This window comes from Halopseudomonas sp. Lyrl_26, assembly GCF_051948695.1.
GTDB classification, from domain to species: Bacteria; Pseudomonadota; Gammaproteobacteria; order Pseudomonadales; family Pseudomonadaceae; genus Halopseudomonas; species Halopseudomonas formosensis.
This window is the reverse complement of the sequence record NZ_JAYJLH010000005.1, coordinates 185,359-210,334: the sequence shown is the minus strand read 5'-3', so window position 1 is coordinate 210,334 and position 24,976 is coordinate 185,359. Positions and strand designations below refer to the sequence as shown.

18 protein-coding genes and 1 pseudogene are annotated in these 24,976 nt (G+C 63.1%); 11 read left to right on the top strand and 8 right to left on the bottom strand.

Features of this window, described 5'->3' with window-relative positions; translation table 11 throughout:
- Position 1: 1 nt before the first annotated feature.
- Positions 2-1,261 (bottom strand): MFS transporter, encoded by a 1,260-nt coding sequence (locus VF673_RS09175; RefSeq protein WP_440291696.1) that lies wholly within the window; start codon positions 1,259-1,261, stop codon positions 2-4.
- Between the two features lie 137 nt (positions 1,262-1,398).
- Here VF673_RS09175 and VF673_RS09170 point away from each other — a divergent pair, with 137 nt between their 5' ends.
- On the top strand, positions 1,399-1,866 hold the full coding sequence (locus tag VF673_RS09170; protein ID WP_273125120.1) for a flavodoxin family protein: 468 nt from the start codon (positions 1,399-1,401) through the stop codon (positions 1,864-1,866).
- A gap of 12 nt (positions 1,867-1,878) precedes the next feature.
- Here the strand turns inward: VF673_RS09170 and VF673_RS09165 are convergent, their stop codons facing one another.
- A complete protein-coding gene (locus tag VF673_RS09165) occupies positions 1,879-3,165 on the bottom strand; it encodes an MgtC/SapB family protein (protein ID WP_440291695.1) in 1,287 nt (428 codons plus the stop codon).
- 65 nt (positions 3,166-3,230) lie between these two features.
- On the opposite strand from VF673_RS09165, the gene VF673_RS09160 reads away from it, so the two are divergent.
- Positions 3,231-3,707: a SprT family zinc-dependent metalloprotease gene (locus tag VF673_RS09160; protein ID WP_440291694.1), complete on the top strand. Its 477-nt coding sequence runs from the start codon at positions 3,231-3,233 to the stop codon at positions 3,705-3,707.
- Here VF673_RS09160 and VF673_RS09155 read toward each other — a convergent pair.
- Positions 3,704-4,489, bottom strand: coding sequence for a spermidine synthase (locus VF673_RS09155; protein ID WP_440291693.1), 786 nt, complete (start codon positions 4,487-4,489; stop codon positions 3,704-3,706). The two genes, VF673_RS09160 and VF673_RS09155, sit on opposite strands and share 4 nt — an antisense overlap.
- 196 nt (positions 4,490-4,685) lie before the next feature.
- Between VF673_RS09155 and VF673_RS09150 the strand changes: the two genes are divergently transcribed.
- Positions 4,686-6,512, top strand: a complete 1,827-nt coding sequence (locus VF673_RS09150) for an ABC transporter ATP-binding protein (protein WP_440291692.1) — start codon at positions 4,686-4,688, stop codon at positions 6,510-6,512.
- 12 nt (positions 6,513-6,524) lie between these two features.
- On the opposite strand, the gene acnA is transcribed toward VF673_RS09150, so the two are convergent.
- Positions 6,525-9,257, bottom strand: coding sequence for an aconitate hydratase AcnA (gene acnA / locus VF673_RS09145; protein WP_440291691.1), 2,733 nt, complete (start codon positions 9,255-9,257; stop codon positions 6,525-6,527).
- 103 nt (positions 9,258-9,360) lie between these two features.
- Between acnA and VF673_RS09140 the strand changes: the two are divergent.
- The 3 genes and pseudogenes from VF673_RS09140 to glmS all read left to right on the top strand — a co-directional run.
- Positions 9,361-9,650, top strand: a pseudogene (locus VF673_RS09140) (PAS domain-containing protein); the annotation flags it as partial.
- Complete coding sequence (locus VF673_RS09135) at positions 9,646-10,020, top strand: hypothetical protein (RefSeq protein ID WP_440291690.1); 375 nt, start codon at positions 9,646-9,648, stop codon at positions 10,018-10,020. The pseudogene VF673_RS09140 and the gene VF673_RS09135, both read left to right, overlap by 5 nt.
- Positions 10,021-10,123: 103 nt before the next feature.
- Positions 10,124-11,950, top strand: coding sequence for a glutamine--fructose-6-phosphate transaminase (isomerizing) (glmS, locus tag VF673_RS09130; protein WP_440291689.1), 1,827 nt, complete (start codon positions 10,124-10,126; stop codon positions 11,948-11,950).
- Between the two features lie 50 nt (positions 11,951-12,000).
- Here the strand turns inward: glmS and dsdA are convergent, their stop codons facing one another.
- The 3 genes from dsdA to VF673_RS09115 form a co-directional block, all read right to left on the bottom strand.
- A complete protein-coding gene (gene dsdA, locus VF673_RS09125) occupies positions 12,001-13,350 on the bottom strand; it encodes a D-serine ammonia-lyase (RefSeq protein ID WP_440291688.1) in 1,350 nt (449 codons plus the stop codon).
- 125 nt (positions 13,351-13,475) lie between these two features.
- Positions 13,476-14,852, bottom strand: a complete 1,377-nt coding sequence (locus VF673_RS09120; RefSeq protein WP_440291687.1) for a DUF1329 domain-containing protein — start codon at positions 14,850-14,852, stop codon at positions 13,476-13,478.
- A 22-nt stretch (positions 14,853-14,874) separates the two neighbouring features.
- Positions 14,875-16,677: a DUF1302 domain-containing protein gene (locus tag VF673_RS09115; protein WP_440291686.1), complete on the bottom strand. Its 1,803-nt coding sequence runs from the start codon at positions 16,675-16,677 to the stop codon at positions 14,875-14,877.
- Between the two features lie 270 nt (positions 16,678-16,947).
- Between VF673_RS09115 and VF673_RS09110 the strand changes: the two genes are divergently transcribed.
- Positions 16,948-17,997, top strand: coding sequence for a helix-turn-helix domain-containing protein (locus tag VF673_RS09110; RefSeq protein WP_440291685.1), 1,050 nt, complete (start codon positions 16,948-16,950; stop codon positions 17,995-17,997).
- A gap of 15 nt (positions 17,998-18,012) precedes the next feature.
- Here VF673_RS09110 and VF673_RS09105 read toward each other — a convergent pair whose 3' ends face one another.
- The gene (locus tag VF673_RS09105) at positions 18,013-19,257 is read right to left on the bottom strand and encodes an NAD(P)/FAD-dependent oxidoreductase (protein WP_440291684.1); all 1,245 of its coding nucleotides are present in this window, start codon (positions 19,255-19,257) and stop codon (positions 18,013-18,015) included.
- A 226-nt stretch (positions 19,258-19,483) separates the two neighbouring features.
- On the opposite strand from VF673_RS09105, the gene pyrC reads away from it, so the two are divergent.
- The 4 genes from pyrC (at position 19,484) to VF673_RS09085 (ending at position 24,972) form a co-directional block, all read left to right on the top strand.
- Positions 19,484-20,518 (top strand): dihydroorotase, encoded by a 1,035-nt coding sequence (gene pyrC / locus VF673_RS09100; RefSeq protein WP_273126863.1) that lies wholly within the window; start codon positions 19,484-19,486, stop codon positions 20,516-20,518.
- A gap of 92 nt (positions 20,519-20,610) precedes the next feature.
- Complete coding sequence (gene rnt / locus VF673_RS09095) at positions 20,611-21,216, top strand: ribonuclease T (protein ID WP_407046224.1); 606 nt, start codon at positions 20,611-20,613, stop codon at positions 21,214-21,216.
- Positions 21,217-21,309: 93 nt separating this feature from the next.
- Entirely contained in the window at positions 21,310-22,284 is a 975-nt protein-coding gene (locus VF673_RS09090; protein ID WP_440291683.1) for a TAXI family TRAP transporter solute-binding subunit, read from the top strand.
- 66 nt (positions 22,285-22,350) lie between these two features.
- A complete protein-coding gene (locus VF673_RS09085) occupies positions 22,351-24,972 on the top strand; it encodes a TRAP transporter permease (protein ID WP_440291682.1) in 2,622 nt (873 codons plus the stop codon).
- Positions 24,973-24,976 lie beyond the last annotated feature (4 nt).

Below are 24,976 nucleotides of genomic sequence, written 5' to 3'. Positions count from 1 at the left end.
CTCATCGGGCGACCTCCGGGTCGCCCGCTTCCTCATCCGGCTTCTGCTCGTCCACCACCATCTCCAGGGCTTCGGCCGACACCGTATTTGCCATGCTGACCTGACGCGCCGCAGCTGCGACGATGCGGTCACGGGTGTGATACCAGCTCCACAGGCTGTACAGGCCACAGACACTGAACATGGCCAGGAAATACAGGGGCAGCAGGGTTGCCGAGCCGGCCATCAGCCAACCGGCAATGGCCGGCCCGACTGCCGAACCCACGCCATGCAGCATCAGCATGCCGGCACTGCCGGACAGCACGTCTTCCTTGCGCAGGTGATCGATGAGGTGAGCCACCACCGTGGGATACACCGAAAAGGAGCCTGCACCGAAGAGAGCGGCGCCAATCAGCAACCCTGCCCTTACGCTGCCGAACATGGCCATCACCAGCCCACCCAGCGCCGCCAGACCAGCCACCACCATCAACGCCATGCGCCGGTCGATGCGATCGGAGACCATTGCCATCGGCCACTGGGACAGGGCCCCGGCTACCACTACCAGGGACATGAAGCTGGCGATCTCCCCGGTCTCCAACCCCATGCGCCCGGCAAAGAGCGCGCCCAGGCCCCAGAATCCACCCATGGCCAGGCCCGACAGAACCGCGCCGGCGCAGGCGACGGGTGCCGCCCGCCACAAGGCTGTGAGCCGCAGCCCGGGGGCGTCGGCTATCTCCGGCTGGGGCAAGCGCGTGGCCACCACCGGCATTATGGCCACGATGACGAAGAAGGCCGAGACGCCGAACATCAGGTTGGCCAGCGGATTGTTCACCTGCAGCAGCTGCTGTGACAGCGCCAGCGCGCCCAGGTTGACCGCCATGTAAACCGAGAACACCCGGGCACGGCGCTCTTTGGGCGCTCCGGAGTTGAGCCAGCTCTCGATGGACGCGGATACCCCCACCAACATGGTCCCGGCCACCAGCCGCAGGAGCAGCCAGAAGAGCATGTTGACGAACATCACATGGAGAATGATGCAGCCCGCCGCGGCTGAGGCGAAAAAGGCAAAGGCGCGGATATGCCCCATACGACGGATCAGCCGGGGGCACAGCCAGGTACCGAGCATGAACCCGGCAAAGTAGGCGGATCCGAACAGACCCAGAACCTGATCGGAAAAGCCTTCAGCGTCACCGCGCAGTGGCACCAGTGTATTGAGCAGTCCGGTGCCCATGAGCATGAGGGCAACGCCCGTCAACAGGGCACTGATGGTGGTCACTATGCGTAGCATGCAAGGCCTCTGGCAGAATGATTCAGAAGGTATGGCACCCCATCCAAGCTAAGACAGGATCGGCGATCCCGCCACCGCGCCGAGTAAAACCGCTACACTGGCCGCAAGCCCCTGAACCCGCACCGGAGGGAATGTGCATGCCCGAACGGCATCTGTTGATCGTCGCCCACGCCCCGTCTGAAAACACCCGTCTGCTGCGCGATGCCGCCGTACGTGGGGCCAGCGCGGACACCATCGAGAATGTGCAGGTGCGCTGTGTGGCACCGCTGGAAGCCACCCCGGAGGATGTGCTGCAGGCCGACGGCATCCTTCTCGGCACCACGGAAAACCTGGGCTACATGAGCGGGGCGCTGAAGGATTTCTTTGATCGCTGCTACTACCCGGTGCTGGAGAAGAAGCAGGGCCTGCCCTGCGCCCTCTATATCCGGGCCGGGCATGACGGGACAGGCACCCGCCGGGCGGTGGAGACCATAGTCACCGGCCTGCGCTGGACCTGGGTGCAGGATCCACTGGTACTGCGCGGCGAATGGCAGCCGGGGTTTGTCGGCAGCGTGGAAGAGCTCGCACTGTATATGGCCGCCGGTCTGGATGCCGGCATCTTCTGAGCGCTGGGCGCCTCAGGCCAGCAGCAGCGCGGCACCACCGGCCAGCAGGGCCAGCAGCAATATGGAGCTGGCCCATCGCGCCAGAGGCAGTCCGCCGACCACCAGCACCATGACCGCCTTGACCGCTGTATTGGTCAGCGCCGCCAGCAGTATGCCGCGCACCGCCACGGTCTCGTCCAGACCATCGCGCGCCTGCTGCGCCAGGGCAATGGTGACCGCGTCCACATCGGCAACGCCTGCCAGCACCGACAGCACATAGACCCCCTGGCTGCCGAACCAGTGCTCGGCACCGCTGGAGAGCATGAAGATCAGGGTCAGCAGCCCGGCCATGACCAGCGCCTGCTGCAGATCCAGCGGGTTGTGCATCGGCGGGGCGTGCCGCACCGGCTGCTCGCCGCGGTGGCGCCAGATGATCCAGCCCAGCGCCAGCAGGGGTATCAACGCCAGTGCCAGCACGCCCGGCAGCAGAGGCATGACCAAAGCACGGTTGACCACTGCCACCTCGATCAGCAGACGTACCGCCATGGTGCCACAGGCCAGGGCAATCCCGGCGCCAAGCAATGCACTGCGCCTGCTATCTACACGGGCCATCCGCGAGAAGGCCAGGGTCAATGCGGTACTGGAAGCCAGGCCGCCGAGCAACGCGGTCAGCACCAGACCGACCCGATCCCCCAGCAGCCGGACGGCGAAATAGCCGGCGAAGCTGATGCCGGCAATGAGAATGACCAGCCAGCCGATGACCTGGGGATTGATGCTGTCCCAGGGGCCCATGGACTGATTGGGCAGCAATGGCAGCACCACCAGCACTATCACCAGCAGCTGCAGGGACGCATTGAGCTCCAGCCGCGACAGATTGCGCAGCAGCGCGTGAAGACGTTCCTTGGAGCCGAGCAGCACGGCGGTGACCACGGCCGCCGTGGCCGCCTCCAGATACAGGCCGTGTACTGCCAGGGCCCCCAGCAGGAAGGCCAGCAGGGCTGCCACTTCGGTGGTCGCACCGAGATCGCCGGTTGCCCGGCTGGTGTGGATGTAGCCGGCGATAAGCAGAGCGGTAACGCCGGGCAAGGCCGCCGCCAGCACCCAGTGGCTGCTGAGCATACCCAGCTGGGCCACTACCCCGCCGGCCAGTCCCAGCAGACCAAAAGTGCGGATACCGGTCACCGTCTGGTCATCTATCTCTTCGGGGCGGGCACCGTCCAGATTCTGCGACTGCCAGCCCCTTTCGAAGCCGATGATCAGCCCGACCGCCAGAGCGATCAGCAGTCCTGTGAGCTCGATGTCATAACCCAGTCCATTCATCGCCTGTCCGTATCCTTTTCCCGTCCGGCCCTGCGGCCCGTATAATGCGCACCATGGAACTCATAATGCACCGACTCGAAGAGTGCTACCAGCTCGCCGAGCGCCATTTCAACCGCTCCTTTCCCCGCCCGCAGGTGACCCTGGACCTGCGCGGGCAGAAGGCCGGCGTGGCCTATCTGTATCGCAATCTGTTGCGCTTCAACGGGCAATTGTATCGGGAAAACGCCGAGGATTTCCTGCGGCAGACGGTGCCCCATGAGGTCGCCCACCTGTTGGCACATACTCTGTACGGCGAGCGTATCCGGCCCCACGGGAAGGAATGGAAGGGGCTGATGACCGGCCTGTTCGGGCTGCCGGCGCTGCGCTGTCATGACTATCAGGTACCCCGGAGGCGCAGTACCCGCTATCTGTACCGCTGCTCCTGCCCCGAGCACATGCCCTTCACTCCGCAGCGCCATGCTCTGGTGGCCCGGGGGCGACGCTATTCTTGCCTGCGCTGCGGGAGCATGCTGCGTTTTACCGGCCAGCAGCAGTCGGTCTAGTCGGCCGGGGCGACGACATCCGCCGCCCGGTGCAGATTGTTGATGTAGGGCTGCAGCGAGTAACCCAGCCGCTGTTGCAGACCGGCAGCCCAGTCATGCATCGCCGGGCGGTCCAGGTTCAGGGGTGGCTGACCGGCGGCGGGGATGAACAGCAGTATGTTGCCCTCCTCCACCTGTACCTGCAGATACTGGTCACCAAACAGCTCGTTGAGCAGGCTGGCACCATAGGGCAGCCCGCTTTCGCCCATCTGCCACTGGTTGATCACCAGCACGCCACCGGGGCGCAGGGCCTGCTGGCATTTGCGGAAGAAACCGGACTGCAGTTGCAGCCGCGACAGCCCGCCTTCCATGTACAGATCGACAAACAGCAGGTCGCAGCTGGCAGCGGCGGAGTCGATGTACCGCTCGGCACAACCGACTCTGACCTGCAGACGGGGATCCTCACTCAGGCCGAGCCATTCCCGCGCCAGGGTCACCACCTCGCGACGCAACTCCACGGCGGTCACCTGCTGCGGATCGAAATGCCGCAGCAGACTGTTGGCCAGGGCGCCGCCGCCCAGCCCGAGCAGGGTCATCTGCGCCGGCGCCGGGACCCAGAAGTTGGCCAGCTGCATGGCGCGGGTGTAGTCGTACTCGAGCCATGCCGGGTCCGGCATGAACACGCAGCTCTGCTCGGTCAGCGAGCCGAAATAGAGAAACCGGTAACCCTCACTGTTCTCGGTGATGCGCAGTGCGCCGTAGTCATCCCGCCGCTGTACCACCAGCGTTTCGCGTCCCGTCATCAAGAATCTGTATACCCTTGTCCACCACAGCCAGAACCAGGTCATGGATCACCCGCACCTGAATCGATGCCTGCCATTGTGGAGCAATTCGGCGCCCGCGTCATGGCTGCACGTCCGGGATCCGGCCGCTTCACTTGAGCCGGACGCGGATCAGCGCGCATAATGCCCAGCCTTCGCTGTTGCCATAGGCCTGCCCATGTTCCGCTGGTTCGAACGACGTCTGGACCCCTTTCCCACCGAGCCCCCTGCCCAGCCACCCCGCGGGTTGCTGGCGTTCTGCGTGCATTACACCCGGGGCGCCTGGCCATTCCTGGTCATCTCTGCCCTGCTGACCGCCTCGGTTGCCATCACCGAGGTCTGGCTGTTCAGTTTCCTCGGCAACATAGTCGACTGGCTGTCCCATCAGGACCGCAGCACCTTCGTGCAGAACGAGGGCTGGAAGCTGGCCGGGATGTTCCTGGTAGTCATGGCCCTGCTGCCGCTGCTGGTGCTGACCAGCTCCCTGTTCAACTTCCAGACACTGATGGGCAACTACCCGATGCGCATCCGCTGGCTGGTGCACCGTTATCTGCTGCGCCAGTCGATAAGCTTCTTCCAGGACGAGTTCGCCGGTCGCATCGCCACCAAGGTGATGCAGACGGCGCTGGCGGTCCGCGAGTGCGTGATCAAGCTGATCGACGTGCTCAACTATGTCGCCGTATATTTTGTGGGCACCGTGCTGGTGGTGGGGCTGGCCGACTGGCGCCTGATGCTGCCCCTGTTGGGCTGGGCGCTGGGCTATACGCTGATGATGCGCCACTTCATTCCCCGGCTGGGCAAGGTGGCCGAGGAGCAGGCGGATGCCCGCTCGGTGATGACCGGGGGTATTGTCGATGCCTACACCAATATCCAGACGGTCAAGCTCTTCTCCCATGCCCAGCGCGAGGCGCGGCATGCCCGTGAGGGCATGACCGAGTTCATGACCACGGTCTACCGTCAGATGCGCCTGGTGACCCTGGTGAACGTGTCGCTCTACCTGCTCAATGGGTTGCTGCTGGCCAGCGTGACCGGACTGGCCCTGTGGCTGTGGCTGCAGGCGAGTATCGGTGTGGGCGCGGTGGCCGTGGCCGTCGGTCTGGTGTTACGCCTGTGGAGCATGTCCCAGTGGATCATGTGGGAGATCTCGGCCCTGTTCGAGAACATCGGCACAGTCCAGGACGGGGTGCAGACCATTGCCCGACCGCAGACGGTAACCGATCATGAGGATGCGAAGGAGCTGGTGGTCAGCCGAGGCGAGATCCGCTTCGAGCAGGTCAGCTTCCACTACGGCAAGGGCAGCGGCGTGCTGGAGGATCTCAACCTGCATATCCGCCCCGGTGAGCGCATCGGTCTGGTCGGCCGCTCGGGCGCGGGCAAGTCCACCCTGGTCAATCTGCTGCTGCGTTTCCATGACGTGGAGCGGGGCCGGATCCTGATCGACGGGCAGAATATTGCCGAGGTCAGTCAGGACTCCCTGCGTCGTCATATCGGCATGGTGACTCAGGATACCTCCCTGCTGCACCGCTCGGTACGGGACAACATCCTCTACGGACGCCCGGATGCAACCGAGGAGATGATGCTGGAGGCGGCGCGCAGCGCCCACGCCGACGGTTTCATCCCGGAACTCAGCGATGCCCGCGGGCGCCGCGGCTATGAGGCCCATGTAGGCGAGCGCGGGGTCAAGCTGTCAGGCGGCCAGCGCCAGCGCATCGCCATTGCCCGGGTAATGCTCAAGGATGCCCCCATCCTGATTCTGGATGAGGCGACCTCGGCGCTGGACTCGGAGGTCGAGGCGGCCATTCAGGAAAACCTCAATCAACTGATGCGCGGCAAGACGGTGATCGCCATTGCCCACCGCCTGTCCACCATCGCCGAGATGGACAGGCTCATCGTCATGGACCAGGGCCGCATCGTCGAGGACGGCAGCCACGCCGAGCTGATCAGCCGTGGCGGCCTCTATGCCCAGCTGTGGGCGCGACAGTCCGGGGGCTTCCTCGGCGAGTAACAGCGCCCTGCCCTAGCTGCCCGCCAGCATCTGGCGCAACACGTAGTGCAGGATGCCGCCGGCCTTGAAGTAGTCCACTTCGTTGCGGGTATCGATACGGCAGAGCACCTTGAACTCCAGCGGCTCGCCGGTCTCGCGCCGCGCGGTCACCCGCAGCTGCTGACCGGGCCTGATATTGTCGTCGATGCCGCGGATATCCAGCACCTCATGACCGGTCAGCTGCAGGGTGGCGGCGTTCTGTCCGTCGATGAACTGCAGTGGCAGCACGCCCATGCCCACCAGGTTGGATCTGTGGATCCGCTCGAAGCTTTCGGCGATCACCGCCTTAACCCCCAGCAGCTTGGTTCCCTTGGCGGCCCAGTCGCGACTGGACCCGGTGCCGTACTCCTTGCCAGCCATCACCACCAGGGGCGTTCCCTCGGCCTGATAACGCATGGCCGCGTCGTAGATGGACATGCGTTCTTTGCTGGGCACATGGATGGTCAGCCCGCCCTCCTCCCCGCCCAGCATGCGGTTGCGGATTCGGATATTGGCGAAGGTACCGCGCATCATCACTTCGTGGTTACCGCGCCGTGACCCGTAGGAATTGAAGTCGTCAGGGCTGACGCCCAGGGACTGCAGATACTGACCAGCCGGAGAACTGGCCTTGATGTTGCCCGCCGGTGAAATATGATCGGTGGTGATGGAGTCACCGAATACCGCCAGCACCCTGGCGTTCTCGATGGGCTGCAGCGGCTGCAGGGGCTTGTCGATGTCGTCGAAATACGGGGGGTTCTGCACATAGGTCGACCGGCTGTCCCAGGCATAGGTGTCGCCATCGCTGGTGGCGATGGCCTGCCAGTGCTCGTCGCCGGTGAAAACGTCGGCGTAGCGGTTGCGGAACATGCTGTCCTCGACCAGGGCAACGGCGGCGGCGATCTCCGCATTGCTCGGCCAGATATCCCGGAGAAATACCGGCTTGTTGTCCCGGTCCAGACCCAGCGGCTCGCTCATCATGTCGATACGGATGTCCCCTGCCAGGGCATAGGCCACCACCAGCGGCGGCGAGGCCAGCCAGTTGGCCTTGACCTGCGGATGGATGCGGCCCTCGAAGTTGCGGTTGCCCGACAGCACCGCGGAGACCGCCAGATCATGCTCGGCAATGGCGCGACTGACCTCATCGGGCAACGGACCGGAGTTGCCGATACAGGTAGTACAACCATAGCCCACCAGGTTGAACCCCAGCTGATCCAGGTAGCTGGTCAGCCCGGCGCGCTCCAGATAGTCGGTGACCACCTTGGATCCCGGTGCCAGAGACGACTTGACCCAGGGACGCCGCTGCAGCCCCTTTTCGATGGCTTTGCGGGCCAGCAGTCCGGCAGCCATCATCACGCTGGGGTTGGAGGTATTGGTGCAGGAGGTGATGGCAGCAATGACCACCGAGCCATTGCGCAGCACATGGGACTGACCACCCAGGGTGACTCTGGCCTCGTTGACACTGCCTCCGACTGCGGTTCCGCCGCCCCCTTCGCTTTCCAGCCGGGCCACCTCTCCGGCGGGGCTCAGCTGCAATGCCAGCAGCTCCTCGAAAGCGGCAGGAACGCCAGCCAGGGGCACCCGGTCCTGGGGCCGGCGCGGGCCGGCGAGACTGGGTTCCACATCGCCCATGTCCAGGTGCAGGGTATCGGAGAACAGCGGCTCATGGCCGGGTTCACGCCACAGCCCCTGGGCCTTGCTGTACGCCTCGACCCGGGCCACCACCTCGGCCGACCGGCCGGTCAGGCGCAGATAGTCCAGTGTCACCTCATCCACCGGGAAGAAGCCGCAGGTGGCACCGTATTCCGGCGCCATGTTGGCAATGGTGGCCCGGTCAGCCAGCGGCAGATCGGCAAGGCCATCACCGTAGAACTCGACGAACTTGCCGACCACACCGCGCTGACGCAGCATCTGAGTCACCGTCAGCACCAGATCGGTGGCGGTCATCCCTTCGCGCAGCTTGCCGGTCAGCTTGAAGCCCACGACTTCGGGGATCAACATGGACACCGGCTGACCAAGCATGGCGGCCTCTGCCTCGATACCACCGACACCCCAGCCCAGCACCCCCAGTCCGTTGACCATGGTGGTATGGGAATCGGTGCCGACCAGGGTGTCCGGAAATGCCCACTGCTCGCCGTCGCTCTCAGCTGCCCAGACACTCTGGGCCAGATACTCGAGGTTGACCTGGTGGCAGATGCCGGTGCCAGGGGGCACGACGCGGAAGTTGTTGAAGGCATGCTGCCCCCAGCGCAGGAAGGCATAGCGCTCGCCATTGCGACGGATCTCCATTGCCACGTTGTCCCGGAAGGAAGCATCATCACCGAAGCGGTCCACCATCACCGAGTGGTCGATCACCAGGTCTACCGGGGACAGCGGATTGATACGCTGGGGGTCGCCGCCGGCGCGGACCATCGCATCCCGCATGGCAGCCAGGTCCACCACCGCCGGCACGCCAGTAAAGTCCTGCATCAGAACCCGCGCCGGCCGGAACTGGATCTCCCGGTCCGAGCGACGTTCGCGCAGCCAGTCCGCCATGGCCTGAATGTCATCGCGGGTGACTGTTTCCCCGTCCTCATGACGCAACAGATTCTCCAGAAGAACCTTGAGAGATACCGGCAGTTGCTGTATATCACCCAGGCTCTCGGCCGCGCGGGGCAAGGAATGGTAGCGGTAGACACTGCTGCCTACCTGCAGCTGGCTGACCGTCTGCAACGAATCGAGCGATGACATCAGTAACCTCCCAAGAAAACAGTCCAGAATGCGGGTAAAGCAAGATCACCCGCAGCCGATAGCTATCAGCATAGTTCAGGTACCACCCAAGTTCAGGTAAGCCATGCGCAAGAATCTGCCCGTTACACAAAAAGAAATACAACTTCGGGACGACCAGCGTCTCATCACCGCCACCGATCTGAAGGGGTAATTACCTATTGCAACGACACCTTTGCCGAGGTGTCGGGCTTCACCCGTGAGGAGCTGCTGGGCCAGGCGCATAACCTGATCCGCCATCCGGACGTCCCCCCGGCGGTATTTGCCCACCTCTGGAGCTATCTGAAACAGGGCCGCAGCTGGATGGGCATAGTGAAGAACCGCGCCAGGAATGGGGACCACTACTGGGTGAATGCCTAAGGCGACCCACAGCAGGGAACTGTCACACCAGTCCAGCGAGCAGCTGGAGCGTCAGCGGGCGGAAACCGACATGGTCGCCGCCGCCATCAACGAGATGGCCGCGGCCAGCCAGGAGGTAGCCGGCAACGTCGTCCGCACCGCCGAAGCGACCCAGATGGCCAACCAGCAGGCCGAACAGGGCAAGCAGGTCGCCAGTGCCGCAGAAGAGCAGAGCGCCGTTGCGGAGGAGATCAACCGCAGCATAAGCAACATCGCCCTGCTCTCCGACCAGACCGCCCCCCAGGCCCGGCAGAACGCCCGTCTCAGTGACGAGCTGGCCGGCACCGCCAACAGCCAGAGCGAACTGGTGGCACGCTTCAGAATCTGAGCCGAGGCACGTCGTCTGTCCGAGGCCGCACAAGATAAAATCTGTGCCGGCCAGCGGCCGGTGATAAAATGCCGACCTCGCATCCCACAACAGGACTCTACGCATGTGCGGAATCGTCGGTGCCATCGCTCAGCGCAATATCACCCCCATCCTGCTTGAAGGTCTTCGCCGCCTGGAGTATCGCGGTTACGACTCCGCCGGCGTCGCAGTGATGAGTGCCACCGAGCAGATCCACCGGGTGCGGGCCGCCGGCAAGGTGGCGGAGCTGGAGGAAGCCCTGAAGAACGCGCCGGCCACCGGCACTCTGGGCATTGCCCATACCCGCTGGGCAACCCATGGCAAACCGGCGGAACACAATGCCCACCCCCATGTCTCGGACAAGCTGGCGATAGTGCACAACGGCATCATCGAGAACCATGCAGTCCTGCGCAGCCGGCTCAGTGACATGGGTTATGTGTTCACCTCGGAAACCGATACCGAGGTGGTGGCGCACCTGATCGCCGCATATTACCGCCAGAGCGGATCACTCCTGGCTGCCTTCCGCGCTGCGTTGAAGGAGCTGCACGGCGCTTATGCACTGGCGCTGATCCACGAGGATGAACCCGAGACCCTGTACTGCGCGCGGATGGGCAGTCCGCTGGTTATCGGCGTGGGCAGCGAAGAACATTATCTGGCATCCGATCCGCTGGCCCTGCTGCAGGTCACCGACCGTTTCCGCTATCTGGAGGAAGGCGATCACGCCCAGCTGACCAGCAACGGCTGCAGCATCTGGGATGCCCGGGAGCAGATCGTCGAGCGTCCTGTCCAGCAGTACGAACATGCGGCCCTGAGTATGGACAAGGGCGAGTACCGCCACTACATGCTCAAGGAAATCTTCGAGCAACCGCAGGCCATTGCCGATACTCTGACCGGCACACTGGGAGACAACCATGTGCTGACTGCCATCCTCGGTCCTGATGCCGAATCGCGCCTGGCCGATGTCCGTCATATTCACATTGTCGCCTGCGGCACCAGCTTCCACGCCGGGCTGGTGGCCCGTTACTGGATCGAGTCTCAGGTCGGCCTGCCCTGCCAGGTGGAGGTGGCCAGCGAGTACCGCTACCGCACCGTGGTAGTGCCGGACAACACCCTGCTTATCACCATCTCCCAGTCCGGGGAAACCGCTGACACCCTGGCCGCGCTGCGTTTTGCCAGAAACCAGGGCTACCTCGCCACCCTGGCCATCTGCAACGTCGCCGGCAGCTCTCTGGTGCGCGAGGCCGACTGGCGCCTGCTGACCCATGCAGGACCGGAGATAGGCGTGGCCTCCACCAAGGCCTTCACCACCCAGCTGGTGGCGCTGCTGTGGCTGACCACAGCGCTGCTGCAGGTCAGGGGCAAGGCCCCGGAACAGGTTGCACGAAACGTGTCGGCCCTGCGCAACCTGCCGGGGGTGATCGGCGAGGCGCTGAAACTGGAACCCGCCATTACCCAGCTGGCCGAACGGTTCGCCAGCAAGCACCATGCCCTGTTCCTGGGCCGCGGGCCACATTACCCCATTGCCATGGAGGGAGCCCTCAAGCTCAAGGAAATATCCTATATCCATGCCGAAGCCTACGCTGCGGGCGAGCTCAAGCATGGCCCGCTGGCGCTGGTGGATGAGGATATGCCGGTGGTCAGTGTGGCGCCCAGCGACAGCCTGCTGGAGAAACTGAAATCCAATCTGGAGGAAGTGCGCGCGCGGGGCGGCCAACTGATCACCTTCGCCTGCGAGAGCATCGAACAGGACGGCGATCAGCAGGACACCATTGCCCTGCCCCAGGTGGACGAGGTGATCTCGCCCGTTCTCTACACCATTCCCCTGCAGCTGCTCAGTTACCATGTGGCGCTGGTCAAGGGAACCGACGTGGACAAGCCGCGCAATCTGGCCAAGTCGGTAACCGTGGAGTAGACCGGTGAAGCTCCCGCACCGGTGGCCTTCAGGCGGGAGCAAGTGCCGCGTTAACGGCCGAGCTCTGCCCGCCCCCGGTCCAGATAAGCCTGCATCTCTTCCTCAGGCACCATGCTGCCACCGGTGGCCCAGACCAGATGGGTTGCTCCGGCCAGCCGCTCAGGCGTCAGCTGCAGGCGCTGGTGGTAGCCCGGCTGGCCGTTGAGTACTCTGACAATGCCGGGCATGCCGGCCAGTGCCGAGGGTTCCAGGCGCAGCCCTTCCTGCTGCTCCAGCAGGGCAAGCAGCGCATAGAGCTCCTCGTCAGTGACTGTGTAGTAGCCGTCGATCAGCCGCTGCATGGCCTTGCCGACGAAACCCGATGGGCGTCCTACCGCCAGGCCATCGGCGGCGGTGATGTTGTCGATGCCGAAATCCTGCACTGATATCCGGTCATGCAGGCCGGTGTAGACACCCAGCAGCATGCAGGGTGAATGCACGGGTTCGGCAAAAATGCAACGCACTGCATCGCCGAACACCAGCTTAAGGCCGAAGGCCACACCACCGAGACCGCCACCCACACCGCAGGGCAGATAGACGAACAGCGGGTGCTCGGCATCGACGGGAACAGCGGCAGCGGCCAGCTGAGGGCGCAATCGCTCGGCGGCGACGGCGTAACCCAGGAACAGGCTGGTGGAGTTCTCATCATCGATGAAGTGGCAATCCGGGTCCTGTTCGGCCTGCCGCCTGCCCTCCTCCACCGCGACACTGTAATCCGATGCATGCTCGACCACGGTCACCCCGTGGGAGCGCAATCTGTCTTTCTTCCACTGGCGGGCATCGGCGGACATGTGCACCGTCACCTGAAAGCCGAGGGTGGCGCTCATGATGCCGATCGACATGCCCAGATTGCCGGTGGAACCTACAGCGATCCGGTAGCGACCGAAGAAGGCTCTGGCCTCATCGCTGTCGAGCCTGGCATAGTCATCTTCCAGACTCAGCCAGCCCGCCTCCAGCGCCAGCTTCTCCGCATGCTGGAGGACCTCATGAATGCCACCACGGGCCTTGATCGAACCGGATATCGGCAGATGACTATCGAGTTTGACCCAGAGCTTTCCAGGCAAATCCACAGAGTAGCGCTCGCTGAGTGCCTGCTGCATGCGCGGGATAGCACGCACCGGCGACTCGATGATGCCGGCGCTGTCACTGGTCTGCGGAAATACGCGGGCAATATAGGGAGCAAAGCGCGCCAGGCGGTCGCTGACCTCGCGCACGTCCTCAAGGGTGAGCCCGACGTCCTGGAGCCCCTGCGTTACGGGTGCAATTGCCGGGTTGAACCAGGCCACTTCCCGCAGCGCTACCAGCTCCTGAATCAGCGGATGATCCTGTATCCACTGCGCTGTTGATATGTCTGCGACCATGGGCGACTCCTATTGCTGTATGCGAAAGGTGAGCATAGTAGCCCGAATGTGCGGGAGGGGCGATGAACCAAAAAAAGGGGCATCCGAAGATGCCCCTTAAACCCAAACGGAAGAGTTCCGACCTGTCAGCGTACCCCAGCAGCCCGCAGTGCGGCCGGAGTGAACTGGTTGTAAGTCGGAGGAGTGGTAACGAACTGCGGTGCAGAAGCCTCCTCGGTGTACATGCCCAGAGCGATGTAGCGGCCTGCCAGCAGGTCGTACAGGGTCTCCAGCGCGTAACCCGGGATCTTCTGCTTGTAGTTGAAGGACAGATGGCCTTCGCCCACACGCCACAGGGTGCCACGGCCGTCGTAGTGGTCGGCCAGGGCGATCATCCAGGAGTCCTCGTCCACGAAGAAATTACGCTGGGCGTAGATGTGGCGCTGACCCTGCTTGACGTTGCCCTGCACTTCCCAGGCACGGTGCAGCTCGAAGCGGGTGTGTTCCGGGTTGACGTGACCGGCCTTCAGCACATCGGCGTACTTCAGGCCCGGCTCGGTCAGCTTGCCCGAGTTGTAGGGCAGGAAAACTTCCTTCTTGCCGATCAGTTTCCAGTCGTAACGGTCCGGAGCACCGTTGTACATGGAGAAGTTGTCGGAGGTACGCATACCGTCGGAGGCGGTACCCGGACCGTCATAGGCGACCTGCGGAGCACGGCGTACACGACGCTGACCGGCGTTGTATACCCAGGCCATGCGCGGTTCCTTCAACTGGTCGAGGGAATCGTGTACCAGCAGCACGTTACCCGCCAGACGGGCCGGGGCGTTCACCCGCTGTTTGAAGAACAGCAGGGTGTTGGGCATGCTGGCCGGATCGATGTCGGGCATCAGGTTCGGATAACCGACTTCCTCTTCCATCTTGATCAGAGTGAAGGAACCGTTGGTCTGCGGCATGGCCTGCATGTACCAGCGATGCACGTTCAGACGATAGCGGGTCATGTGGTTCCAGATCACCTCGGCCCCGCTCTTCGGAATCGGGAAGATGAAGGAGGAACCCGGCTCGACGTTCTCCACGCCGTCGCCACCGTTGACCAGTCGGGCCTGGCCAGCGGTGCGCTTGACCTGGTCATAGACCGATTGCGGGAAGCCAACTGTCCGGCGGCTCTGGTACACCGGCATGCGGAAGGTTTCCGGGTAGCGCTCGAACAGGGCGATCTGACCGGGGGTCAGGTTGTCGCGATACTGCTGGTAGTTCTGGGCAGTAATCACGAACTCCGGCTGATCGTTCTTGAACGGGTTTTCCAGGAAGTTGTTGGCCAGGCTCTGACCGGCATCGGTCGGCAGACCGCCGGTCCACTCGGGGATGGTACCCGCGGCGTTACCGGCCTTCTCCGCGCCGATCGGAGTCAGGGTGGTCCCCAACTGATTGATCTCGGACTGGGACAGGCTCTGCGCCGCAACGGCACTGGCCAGCAGGCTCAGCGCCAGACCGCAGGCACCTACAAAGACTTTCTGCATCTGCATATTGTTATTCTCCAAAACCTGATTAGAAGCTTACGCCGAAGCTGACAGCGGCGAAGTCGCGATCAACCAGGGTGTTGTACTTGCCATCAAAGAAGTTCGTGTAACTGATGCTGGCGTTGTACTTGTTGGCGTAATCGGCGTTCAGACCCACGCTGATCGACTTGGCATTTTCGTTGAAGTTGGGGCTGTAACCCTCAACGTCATGGGACCAGGCGATGTTCGGGCTCAGGTTGATACCGGCAATCACGTTGCTGTAATCCAGGGACGCACGCATACGGTAGCCCCAGGAGAAGTCGGTGAAGTAACCGTCGTTCTCACACCAGCTGTCTGCCTTGGGTGTGGTGCCCTGGGACGAGCAGGTGCCATCCGCATAGGGGCTCTGACCGAACAGCGAGTCACGACCGAACTTGGTAGTGCCATTGCCGGTACCCAGGCCGCTGATGTAATTGAAGCCCACCTCACCGATCAGGGACAGACGGCTGGCGCCCAGGATGCGGTCGATGAAGTGCACGGCGCTTACCGAGCCCTGCCAGAACTCCTTGCGCTCGTAACCCTGAATGTAGTCGCCAGCCTGGATCTCGCCCGGCCCATAGCGGTGAGTGTTATCCGGAACGCCGGCTGCCACCAGCAGCGCCGCACGACTCATGTCGCCGGAGTTGATCTGCAGCGGCATGTTCGGACGGTAGCTCAGCTCGCCCGCCACCGAGGTACCCCCGATGTTGGTACCGAAGCTGACGCCGTACAGACGGATGTCCTCAGGATGCTCGAAGAAATAGCCGGCTCCACCGAAGGTCACACCGTCATAGCCGGGCGTAAGGGGGCCACCCACCGCACCCAGGCCTGCCTCGTTTGAGTAAAGCGGGTTGCGACTGTGGTAGTTCATGGCATAGAAGCCGAACTCGGTATTGTTCAGCGCCGGAGCAAACCAGCGGAAGGCCACGCCGAACTGACCGCTGTCACTGGCTTCCTTGTCCTTGCGTACGCGGGCGATATATGTGCCCAGGGGCTGTTCGCCGTGGGGCAGATCCACGCCGGCAAAGACCAGACGATCATTACAGTTGCGGCCTACCACATCGGAAGTGGAGAAGAAGGTGCCGCAGTTATCAGCAATGGTGCCGCGCCATTTCAGCTGGTAAAAAGCTTCCACGGTGAGGTTTTCGGTGAGGCCCTGAGAGAGATACAGCATCTCGACAGGCAGAAGACCTTCCTTCAGCTCGGCGCCCGGACGGCGGAAAGCGGAGGCATCGATCGGGTTGATGGAGTTGATGCCGTTCTGGATGAAGACACCCTCACCCCAGCTGACCACCTGGCGACCCAGACGGACGTTACCCGGGTTCTGACCGATGAAGTAGTTGTGGTAGACGAAGGCGTCAAGCAGCTGGACACCGGCCCCTTTCTGGAGCGGATGACGTCCCGAGTCGTCGATATCGTAGAAACGCTGACTTCCGTCCTTGGTCTCGAAGTCATACCAGTAGTTGCCACGCAGGAAGGCACCGGAGTTACCGTAGCGCAGTTCAAGGTCATGGGAACCCTTGAAGATCTTGGAGAAGAAATCGCCTTTCTCGTAGTTCAGACGACCATCATCCGATGTCCGGGCTGTTGCCTGCCCCCCCTGATTCACCCCGTCAATCGCTGTATCCACATGGATGAAGCGCTTGTCCGGGTTCGCCATAGACATGCTGGCCCCGATGGACATCTGGGAATCGAGCTGCCCTTCGATTGCACCGATATTGAAGTTTACTGCGTGTGCCGTGCCACTGAAGCTGGCCAGCCCGACTGCGAGAGGCAGTGCGGCCAGCGCCCAAGCATGCTTTGTTTTTGTCATTGTGCTGCTCCATTAGGTTGGATCCAAACCCCCGGCTGTCTTGGGAGCCAGACGGTCGCAATTAGTGTGTCATGGAGCATTTGCCCGGTTTGTCTTCATCGGACCGATCACTTGGCCGGGCCGGACATTCAGGGATTGAATGTGATGGATTTATCGCCGCTATATTCCTGCAATTGTCTGTTGTGAATTTTTGCATAATGGCCGGCATTCATCTATCTTGGCCTGAACAGAAAACTGCCGTTACAAAAATAATAAATAAGGACGACTGGCATGCCCGCTACCCATCCTCCACTGCCGTGTCACCGCCTGAAGGAAAGAGCCCTATGGGCCAAAGGCATCATCGAAGCCCTGCGTGGTTATGGCAGGAATCTGGTTGAACAGCTGCCCGAAGATCTGCGCAGCTATGCAAGCCCGAGCGATTTCAGCCTGGGCCATATCAGCCAGACCGACATGAACCGACTCTGGTATTGCGCGGTCACGCTCAGCGGTGACGAATGCTTCGGTCTGCGCATGGGCGGCAACTTCTCCACTCCCACCATGCAATTGCTCAACCTGGCTGCCCATTCCAGCCCGACCGCCGGGGATGCCATCCACCGAGTCATGCGTTTCATCCAGGTATTCAGCACCCAGATACAGCTGTACTCGGTGGAGGACGAGCATTACCTTACCGCCTACTTCGAGCCCAAGGGAGCCGCCCACCCGCTGCAGATCGAGGCGCTGGTGGCACGTTGCGTCGCATCCTGGCGGGAGCTGGGCAGCGACACCCTGCCCCTGATTACCGAGGTCCGTCTGAACCGGGAAAACGACGCCCGCCTGCAGTGCGAAGACATCCTGGGTACCCGGGTGCGCCTGGGCAGCAAGCGGGTATCCATACGCATGAGTCGCCTGGCCCTGCAGTCGCGCCTGCCGGACAGCGATGCCTTTCTGCTCAAGCGACTGGACGCCTCCCTCGAGGACATGCTTGAGGATCTGCCCAATGTGGACTTTGCCGAACAGGTCAAGCAACGCATTCGCGTGCTGCTGTCGGAGAAGGACATTTCCGAAGAACTGGTCGCCCAGCCGTTCAACGTCAGTCCGCGTCACCTGCGACGCAAGCTGAGCGAAGCCTGTACCACCTACGAGAAGCTGCTGGACGAGGTGCGCATGGAGCTGGCAATCAAGCTGATTCAGGAGAACCGCCTGAATCTCGGGCGCATCGCTTTCGAACTCGGCTTTCTCGATCCGAGCAGCTTCACCCGCGCCTTTCGCCGCTGGACCAACATGAGTCCGACGGCGTTTCGCGAGCACTCATTGCGGCTGCAGGACCCGGTTTCCGGTTGACACCGGGCGTGTCCCTCAGAGGAAACGTTGCACCGCGAACGGCGCCATGTCGATGGCCGGCGTCTCCCCATCCATCATCTGCGCCAGCAGCTCGCCGGTAGCCGGTCCCAGGGTAAAGCCCTGGTGACCATGTCCGAATGCCAGCCACAGGCCCTTCTGGGGCGCCGGCCCGATCACGGGCTTCATGTCCGGCAGGCAGGGACGCGCGCCTTTCCATGGGCTGGGGTCCAGTCGCTCGCCCAGTGCCGGGAAGAGTGCCCGCGCCGCCTTCTCCGCCGCGGCCAGCTGCCCGTATTTCGGCGGCGCATCCAGGTCCGCCAGCTCGGCGCCGGTGGTCAGGCGGATGCCGGCACGCATGGGCTCCATCATGAACCCCCGTTCCGCATCCATCAGCCAGTGATTCAGTTCGGCGCCTTCACCCGTGCTGTAGTGCATGTGGTAACCGCGCTTGACGAACAGGGGCACGCGGATGCCCACACGGGCCAGCAGCCGACTGGACCACGGCCCCATGGCCACGACCACCTGATCTGCCTGCAGCTCGCCTTCTGAGGTCAGGATTCGCCAGCGGCCGCCCTCCTCCAGGACATCCTCGACGCTGGCTTGCATCAACTCTCCCCCCTGCTCGACGAAGTTCCGGGCATAGGCCTGCACCAGCGCACCCGGATCGCTGACCACCCAGGGCTGAGTCCAGTGGATGGCGCCGATCAGGTCCTTTGCCAACCATGGCTCGCGGGCACGCAACCGTGGTGCGTCGAGCACGTCGAACTCGATACCGAAACGGCCTCGGTCCTCATGGGCCTCGGCAACGCGCTCTTCCAGCGCCTTTCGCGTCCGGTACAGCTCCAGCCAGCCGCCCTTGCGTACCAGATCCCAGGCACCGGCGGCCTCGATCATGGGACCATGGGCGTGCTGGCAGCGCTGGATCAGCGATGCCCATTCCCGCACGATACGCTGGTAGCGCTGGCCACCGGAATTGAGCCAGTACTGGAACAGCGGAACCGCGGCATTCAGCATGCCCGTCGGCCGGTAGCGGATATCCACCTGGCGATTGGGCAGAACCCGCAGCAGAGTGCCTATGTCCCGGGGAAACCCGTAAGGGCGAACAGCCTCGCGCTGGATGACCCCGGCATTGCCGAAGGAGGTTTCCCGTCCCGGTTCGCGACGGTCCACCAGCGTGACCCTGTGCCCTCTGCGGATCAGGTGCCAGGCAACGGACACGCCGACCATACCAGCACCCAGAACGACTATATTGCGCGACATCGATTTTCCCCGTGCAGTCCAACGAAACAGATCTTCTTCCGTGTTTGAGGTGCGTCCCTGAGCCGGCCGGTTGACCAGAAAAAACACGCGCAGTATAGAGGGCGAGACATTCGCGTAACAGGCCGTTCGGACTGATCCGGGCAAATTCGATGGACCGCCACGGCGTGTAAAGCGACGCGCTTTCCGGTAGCATGGCAGCATCGAAACATTCTGGAATCATCCCCCCATGACCGATCGCATCACCCTGCTCCGGCCGGACGACTGGCATATCCACCTGCGCGATGGAGCAGTCCTGCAGCACACCGTGCCCGATGCCGCCCGTCACTTCGGCCGTGCCATCATCATGCCCAATCTGGTCCCGCCGGTGCGCAATGGCGAACAGGCCGGGGAGTATCGGGAGCGGATCCTGGCGGCTCGCCCGGCGGGCAGACCCTTCGAACCGCTGATGGTGCTCTATCTGACCGACCAGACCACCCCGGAGCTGATCCGTCAGGCCCACGGACAGGGGCAGGCCATTGCCGCCAAACTGTACCCGGCCGGCGCCACCACCAACTCCGATTCCGGAGTGACCGCGCTGGAGAAGATCTGGCCGGCGCTGGAGGCCATGGCCGAGGTGGGCATGCCCCTGCTGGTGCATGGTGAGGTGACCCACGCCGAGGTGGATATCTTCGATCGGGAGAAGGCGTTCATCGACCAGCAGCTGGTGGCTCTGACCGAACGCTTCCCCACGCTCAAGGTGGTGTTCGAGCACATCACTACCGCTGATGCCGTGGACTTCGTGCGCAGCGCGCCCGGCAATATCGCCGCGACCATTACTGCCCACCATCTGCTGTACAACCGCAACCACATGCTGGTGGGTGGCATTCGTCCGCATTTCTATTGCCTGCCCATTCTCAAGCGTCAGCGTCACCAGCGGGCGCTGGGCGATGCGGTGGTTTCCGGCTCGAACAAGTTCTTCCTCGGTACCGATTCCGCGCCCCACGCCCGCCATGCCAAGGAAGCCGCCTGCGGCTGTGCCGGCTGCTATAGTGCCCATGCAGCCATTGAGCTGTACGCCGAAGCCTTCGAACAGCTGGGCGTGCTCGACAAGCTGGAGGCCTTTGCCAGCATGCATGGTCCGGATTTCTACGGTCTGCCGCGCAACACCGACACCATCACTCTGGTGCGCGAGCCCTGGACGGTTCCGGAGACGCTGCAGTTCGGAGACCAGCAACTGGTACCCCTGCGGGCCGGTGAAAGCATTCAATGGCGGGTCCTGTGACCCTTTCGATTTAAGGACGCTGTGTGAGCGAGTTCGACTACGACAACGATGCAATTGAAGGGGCGGGTGCCGGTGGTGGCCACAGGTCGCCGATGGCCTATCGCTTCCGGGGCTTCTTGCCCGTGGTGGTGGATGTGGAAACCGGCGGGTTCAACGCCGCCACCGATGCCCTGCTGGAAATTGCCGCCACGCCGATCCTGATGGATGACGACGGGCAGGTCTACCCGGATCAGACCTCCTTCTTCCGCGTCGAGCCCTTCGAGGGAGCCAATATCGAGCCGGCGGCGCTGGAGTTCACCGGCATCAAGCTCGATCATCCCCTGCGCATGGCGGTGAGTGAATCCCATGCCCTGACCGAGATCTTCAAGCATGTACGCAAGGCGGTGAAGTCGGCCGGCTGCAAGCGTGCGGTACTGGTGGGACACAACGCCTTCTTCGACCTGGGTTTCCTGAACGCGGCGGTGGAGCGCAACGACATCAAGCGCAACCCCTTCCACCCTTTCTCCTGTTTCGACACGGCCACCCTGGGTGGCCTGGCCTACGGCCAGACGGTACTGGCCAAGGCCTGTGCCGCAGCAGATATCGAGTTCGACGGGCGCGAGGCCCATTCGGCACGTTATGACACCGAAAAGACCGCCGAACTCTTCTGCACCATAGTCAACCGCTGGCGGGAAATGGGCGGCTGGCCGCCGGTCTGAGCCGCTCCGGGCATTCAGGGGCGCGCTGGGCTACACTTGGGCTGGATGGACCGCAGCGGTGCTGCGGTCAGAACAAGAACAAGGAGCTACCGCATGCGATTGAAAGCACTTACCTACCTTTTCTCCGCCGCTCTGTGTTACGCCGCTACCGCCTCGACACCCGCCGTTGCCCAGCAGGGCTTCATCACCATAGGCACCGGTGGCCAGACCGGGGTCTACTACGTGGTGGGCCAGTCCATCTGTCGCCTGGTCAACCGGGGCACCGACAGCCATGGCCTGCGCTGCAACGCCCCCTCCAGCGGCGGCTCGGTGGCCAACGTGAACGCGATCCGCGGCGGCGAGATGGATATGGGCGTGGTGCAGTCGGATATCCAGTACAAGGCCTACGAGGGACTGGAGAACTTTGCTGAGGCCGGTGCCTTCACCGACATGCGGGCCATGTTCGCCCTGCACGGCGAGCCCCTGACCATAGTCGCCCGCCGCGATGCCAATATCGCCCACCTCAAGGACCTCAAGGGCAAGCGCTTCAACATCGGCAACCCCGGCTCGGGCCAGCGCGACACCATGGATGTGGTGATGAACGCACTGGGCTGGACCATCAAGGACTTTGCCCTGGCCTCGCAACTGTCAGCCGCCGAGCAGGCTGCAGCTCTGGGCGACAACAACGTTGACGCCCTGGTTTACGTCGCCGGCCATCCGAACGGCTCGATCCAGGAAGCCACCACCACCGTTGATTCGGTGATAGTGGCGGTCAATGGCGAGGAAATCGACGGTATCATTGCCGAGCATCCCTATTATGCCAAGGCCATCATCCCCGGCGGCATGTACCGGGGTAACGACAGCGATGTGGAAACCTTCGGTGTACGCGCCACCATGGTGACCTCGGCCAAGGTGTCCGAGGAAGCGGTGTACCAGACGGTCAAGGCAGTGTTCGACAACTTTGATCGCTTCAAGCGTCTGCACCCTGCCTTTGCCGAACTCAAGGAAGAGGAAATGATCAAGGAAGGCCTGTCCATTCCTCTGCACGATGGCGCTGTGCGCTACTACCGGGAACGCGGCTGGATGTAATGCAGCCGGTACCGGGCCGCGCAGTGAGCGGTCCGGTGTTCTCTGGGTGATGAACGGGAATACTTGATGAAGAGATCGGGCACGGACGTCAGGCTGGCCGAGCAGCTTGAGGAATTGGCGAGTACGGATATCGGCGGACGCCGTCCCCATGGACTCACTGGAAAACTGCTGCTCGGGATCGCCGGCGGCTGGTCACTGTTTCAGCTCTGGATAGCTTCTCCACTACCCTATATCGCGGGTTTCGGCGTATTCAACAGCACCGAGGCGCGCTCCATCCACCTCGCCCTGGCCGTCTTTCTCGCGTTCATGGCGTTTCCGGCATTGCGCCGCTCGCCACGGGATAGGGTGCCGCCGCTGGACTGGCTGCTGGCGCTGCTGGCCGCCTTCTGCGCCGGCTATATCTATCTGTTCTACGACCAGCTGGCCACGCGTCCCGGCAGTCCCACGCCTGTGGATGTGGCGGTAGCCCTGGCCGGGCTGGCGCTGTTGCTGGAAGCCACACGCCGAGCACTGGGCCCGCCGCTGATGATAGTGGCGCTGGTGTTCATGCTCTACTCCCTGGCAGGCCCTTATATGCCCGGCATGCTGGCGCACCGGGGAGTGAGCTGGGTGTCTCTGGCCAATCACCAGTGGCTCAGCACCCAGGGGGTATTCGGCATTGCCCTGGGGGTCTCGACCAGCTTCGTTTTCCTGTTCGTACTGTTCGGCTCGCTGCTGGAGAAGGCCGGCGCGGGCAACTATTTCATCAAGCTCGCGTTCTCGGTGCTGGGGCATTATCGTGGCGGTCCGGCCAAGGCCGCCGTCGTCGGCTCGGGGATGACGGGGCTTATTTCCGGCTCCTCCATCGCCAACACCGTGACCACCGGGACCTTCACCATACCCATGATGAAGCGCGTGGGTTTCAGCAAGGAGCAGGCGGGCGCCGTTGAAGTGGCCGCCTCGGTCGATGGTCAGCTGATGCCGCCGGTGATGGGCGCCGCAGCCTTCCTGATGGTGGAGTATGTCGGCATTCCCTACACCGACGTCATCCGTCACGGCTTCCTGCCGGCGATGATTTCCTATATCTCGCTGTTCTACATTGTCCATCTCACGGCGGTGAAGGCCGGCATGCAGGGCTTGCAGAGCGCCAACCCGGATCGGCCACTGCTGCGCAAGCTGCTCGGCTTTCTCACCGGCCTGCTGCTGATCATGGGCCTGTCGATGGCGGTCTACCACGGCCTGGGCTGGCTCAAGCCCTTGCTCGGTAGCGCTGCCGGATGGGTCATCGCCGCCGGCCTCGGTGTGATCTACGTTGCGCTGCTGGGTGTAGCTTCCCGCTACCCGGACCTGGAGATGGATGACCCTGAAGCTCCGACCATGGTCATGCCGCAGACCCGCCCTACCCTGATGACCGGCCTGCATTACATTCTGCCGGTGGTGGTACTGGTCTGGTGCCTGATGGTCGAGCGTCTGTCACCCGGCCTGTCGGCCTTCTGGGCCACCCTGTTCATGATGGTCATCATAGTCACCCAGAAACCGCTGCTGGCCGTGTTCCGCAGCCAGAACCATGTAGTTGCGAGCCTCGGACGCGGATTCGCAGATCTGGGCGACGGCCTGGTGACGGGGGCACGCAACATGACGGGAATCGGGGTAGCCACGGCCGCCGCCGGCATCATCGTCGGTGCGGTATCCCAGACCGGTGTGGGTCTGGTGTTTGCCGATCTGATCGAGATGCTGTCGCTGGGCAACCTGATGTTGATGCTGATCTGGACCGCAGTGCTGTGCGTGATCCTCGGCATGGGTCTGCCTACCACCGCCAATTACATAGTCGTATCCACCCTGCTGGCACCGGTTCTGGTCGCCCTGGGCCAGCAGAACGGACTCATAGTGCCGCTGATAGCCATCCATCTGTTCGTGTTCTATTTCGGGCTCATGGCCGATGCCACGCCCCCGGTGGGACTGGCGGCCTTCGCGGCTGCCGCGATATCCCGTGGCGACCCGATACGCACCGGGGTTCAGGCGTTCTATTTCGGTATTCGCACCGCCGTCCTGCCATTCCTGTTCATCTTCAACACCGATCTGCTGCTGATCGATGTCTCCCTGTGGCACGGGGTAGTCATCTTTCTGATTGCCACGGTTGCCATGCTGATTTTCGCCTCGGCCACCCAGGGCTGGCTGATCGTACGCAGCCGCTGGTATGAGAACCTGATACTGGTGCTGGTCGCCTTCATCCTGTTCCGCCCCGGCTTCTGGATGGATCTGTTCTTCGATCCCTATCGCACCGTACCGCCGGCGGAGCTGGCACAGGCCCTCGAGCAGTCGGCAGAGAGCGACAATCCACTGCGCCTGCAGATAGCCGGCGAAGACGGTGTCGGCAACCCCCGGACCTTCTATGTTCTGGTCGCAGTACCCAGCGGCGCCAGCGGCGAGGAGCGGCTGGAGAACCTGGGGCTGAGCCTGATGCAGGAGGGGGAGCGTACCCTGATCGACATGGTGAGTTATGGCAGCCAGGCCGCCGAACTGGGACTGGACTTTGATCAGGAGATCCTGACGGTAGAGGCGCCGGTGGACCGACGCCGCAAGGAATGGATGTGGTTGCCCGGCGGGCTGCTGCTGGCGCTGGTGGTCGGCCTGCAGTGGCGCCGTTACCGACGCGGGGAACCGCTGACCGGGCGCCGTACACCGCCCGGGTCGGCCAGCTCCCCGTAGGCCA

What these genes read in the sequence shown, in the direction of transcription:
- VF673_RS09105 (WP_440291684.1), bottom strand. Translation starts at nt 19,257, where the DNA reads ATGTCGCGCAATATAGTCGTTCTGGGTGCTGGTATGGTCGGCGTGTCC.
- acnA (WP_440291691.1), bottom strand. Translation starts at nt 9,257, where the DNA reads ATGTCATCGCTCGATTCGTTGCAGACGGTCAGCCAGCTGCAGGTAGGC.
- pyrC (WP_273126863.1), top strand. Translation starts at nt 19,484, where the DNA reads ATGACCGATCGCATCACCCTGCTCCGGCCGGACGACTGGCATATCCAC.
- VF673_RS09175 (WP_440291696.1), bottom strand. Translation starts at nt 1,261, where the DNA reads ATGCTACGCATAGTGACCACCATCAGTGCCCTGTTGACGGGCGTTGCC.
- glmS (WP_440291689.1), top strand. Translation starts at nt 10,124, where the DNA reads ATGTGCGGAATCGTCGGTGCCATCGCTCAGCGCAATATCACCCCCATC.
- VF673_RS09110 (WP_440291685.1), top strand. Translation starts at nt 16,948, where the DNA reads ATGCCCGCTACCCATCCTCCACTGCCGTGTCACCGCCTGAAGGAAAGA.
- VF673_RS09165 (WP_440291695.1), bottom strand. Translation starts at nt 3,165, where the DNA reads ATGAATGGACTGGGTTATGACATCGAGCTCACAGGACTGCTGATCGCT.
- rnt (WP_407046224.1), top strand. Translation starts at nt 20,611, where the DNA reads ATGGCCTATCGCTTCCGGGGCTTCTTGCCCGTGGTGGTGGATGTGGAA.
- VF673_RS09090 (WP_440291683.1), top strand. Translation starts at nt 21,310, where the DNA reads ATGCGATTGAAAGCACTTACCTACCTTTTCTCCGCCGCTCTGTGTTAC.
- dsdA (WP_440291688.1), bottom strand. Translation starts at nt 13,350, where the DNA reads ATGGTCGCAGACATATCAACAGCGCAGTGGATACAGGATCATCCGCTG.
- VF673_RS09135 (WP_440291690.1), top strand. Translation starts at nt 9,646, where the DNA reads ATGCCTAAGGCGACCCACAGCAGGGAACTGTCACACCAGTCCAGCGAG.
- VF673_RS09150 (WP_440291692.1), top strand. Translation starts at nt 4,686, where the DNA reads ATGTTCCGCTGGTTCGAACGACGTCTGGACCCCTTTCCCACCGAGCCC.
- VF673_RS09155 (WP_440291693.1), bottom strand. Translation starts at nt 4,489, where the DNA reads ATGACGGGACGCGAAACGCTGGTGGTACAGCGGCGGGATGACTACGGC.
- VF673_RS09120 (WP_440291687.1), bottom strand. Translation starts at nt 14,852, where the DNA reads ATGCAGATGCAGAAAGTCTTTGTAGGTGCCTGCGGTCTGGCGCTGAGC.
- VF673_RS09115 (WP_440291686.1), bottom strand. Translation starts at nt 16,677, where the DNA reads ATGACAAAAACAAAGCATGCTTGGGCGCTGGCCGCACTGCCTCTCGCA.
- VF673_RS09170 (WP_273125120.1), top strand. Translation starts at nt 1,399, where the DNA reads ATGCCCGAACGGCATCTGTTGATCGTCGCCCACGCCCCGTCTGAAAAC.
- VF673_RS09085 (WP_440291682.1), top strand. Translation starts at nt 22,351, where the DNA reads ATGAAGAGATCGGGCACGGACGTCAGGCTGGCCGAGCAGCTTGAGGAA.
- VF673_RS09160 (WP_440291694.1), top strand. Translation starts at nt 3,231, where the DNA reads ATGCACCGACTCGAAGAGTGCTACCAGCTCGCCGAGCGCCATTTCAAC.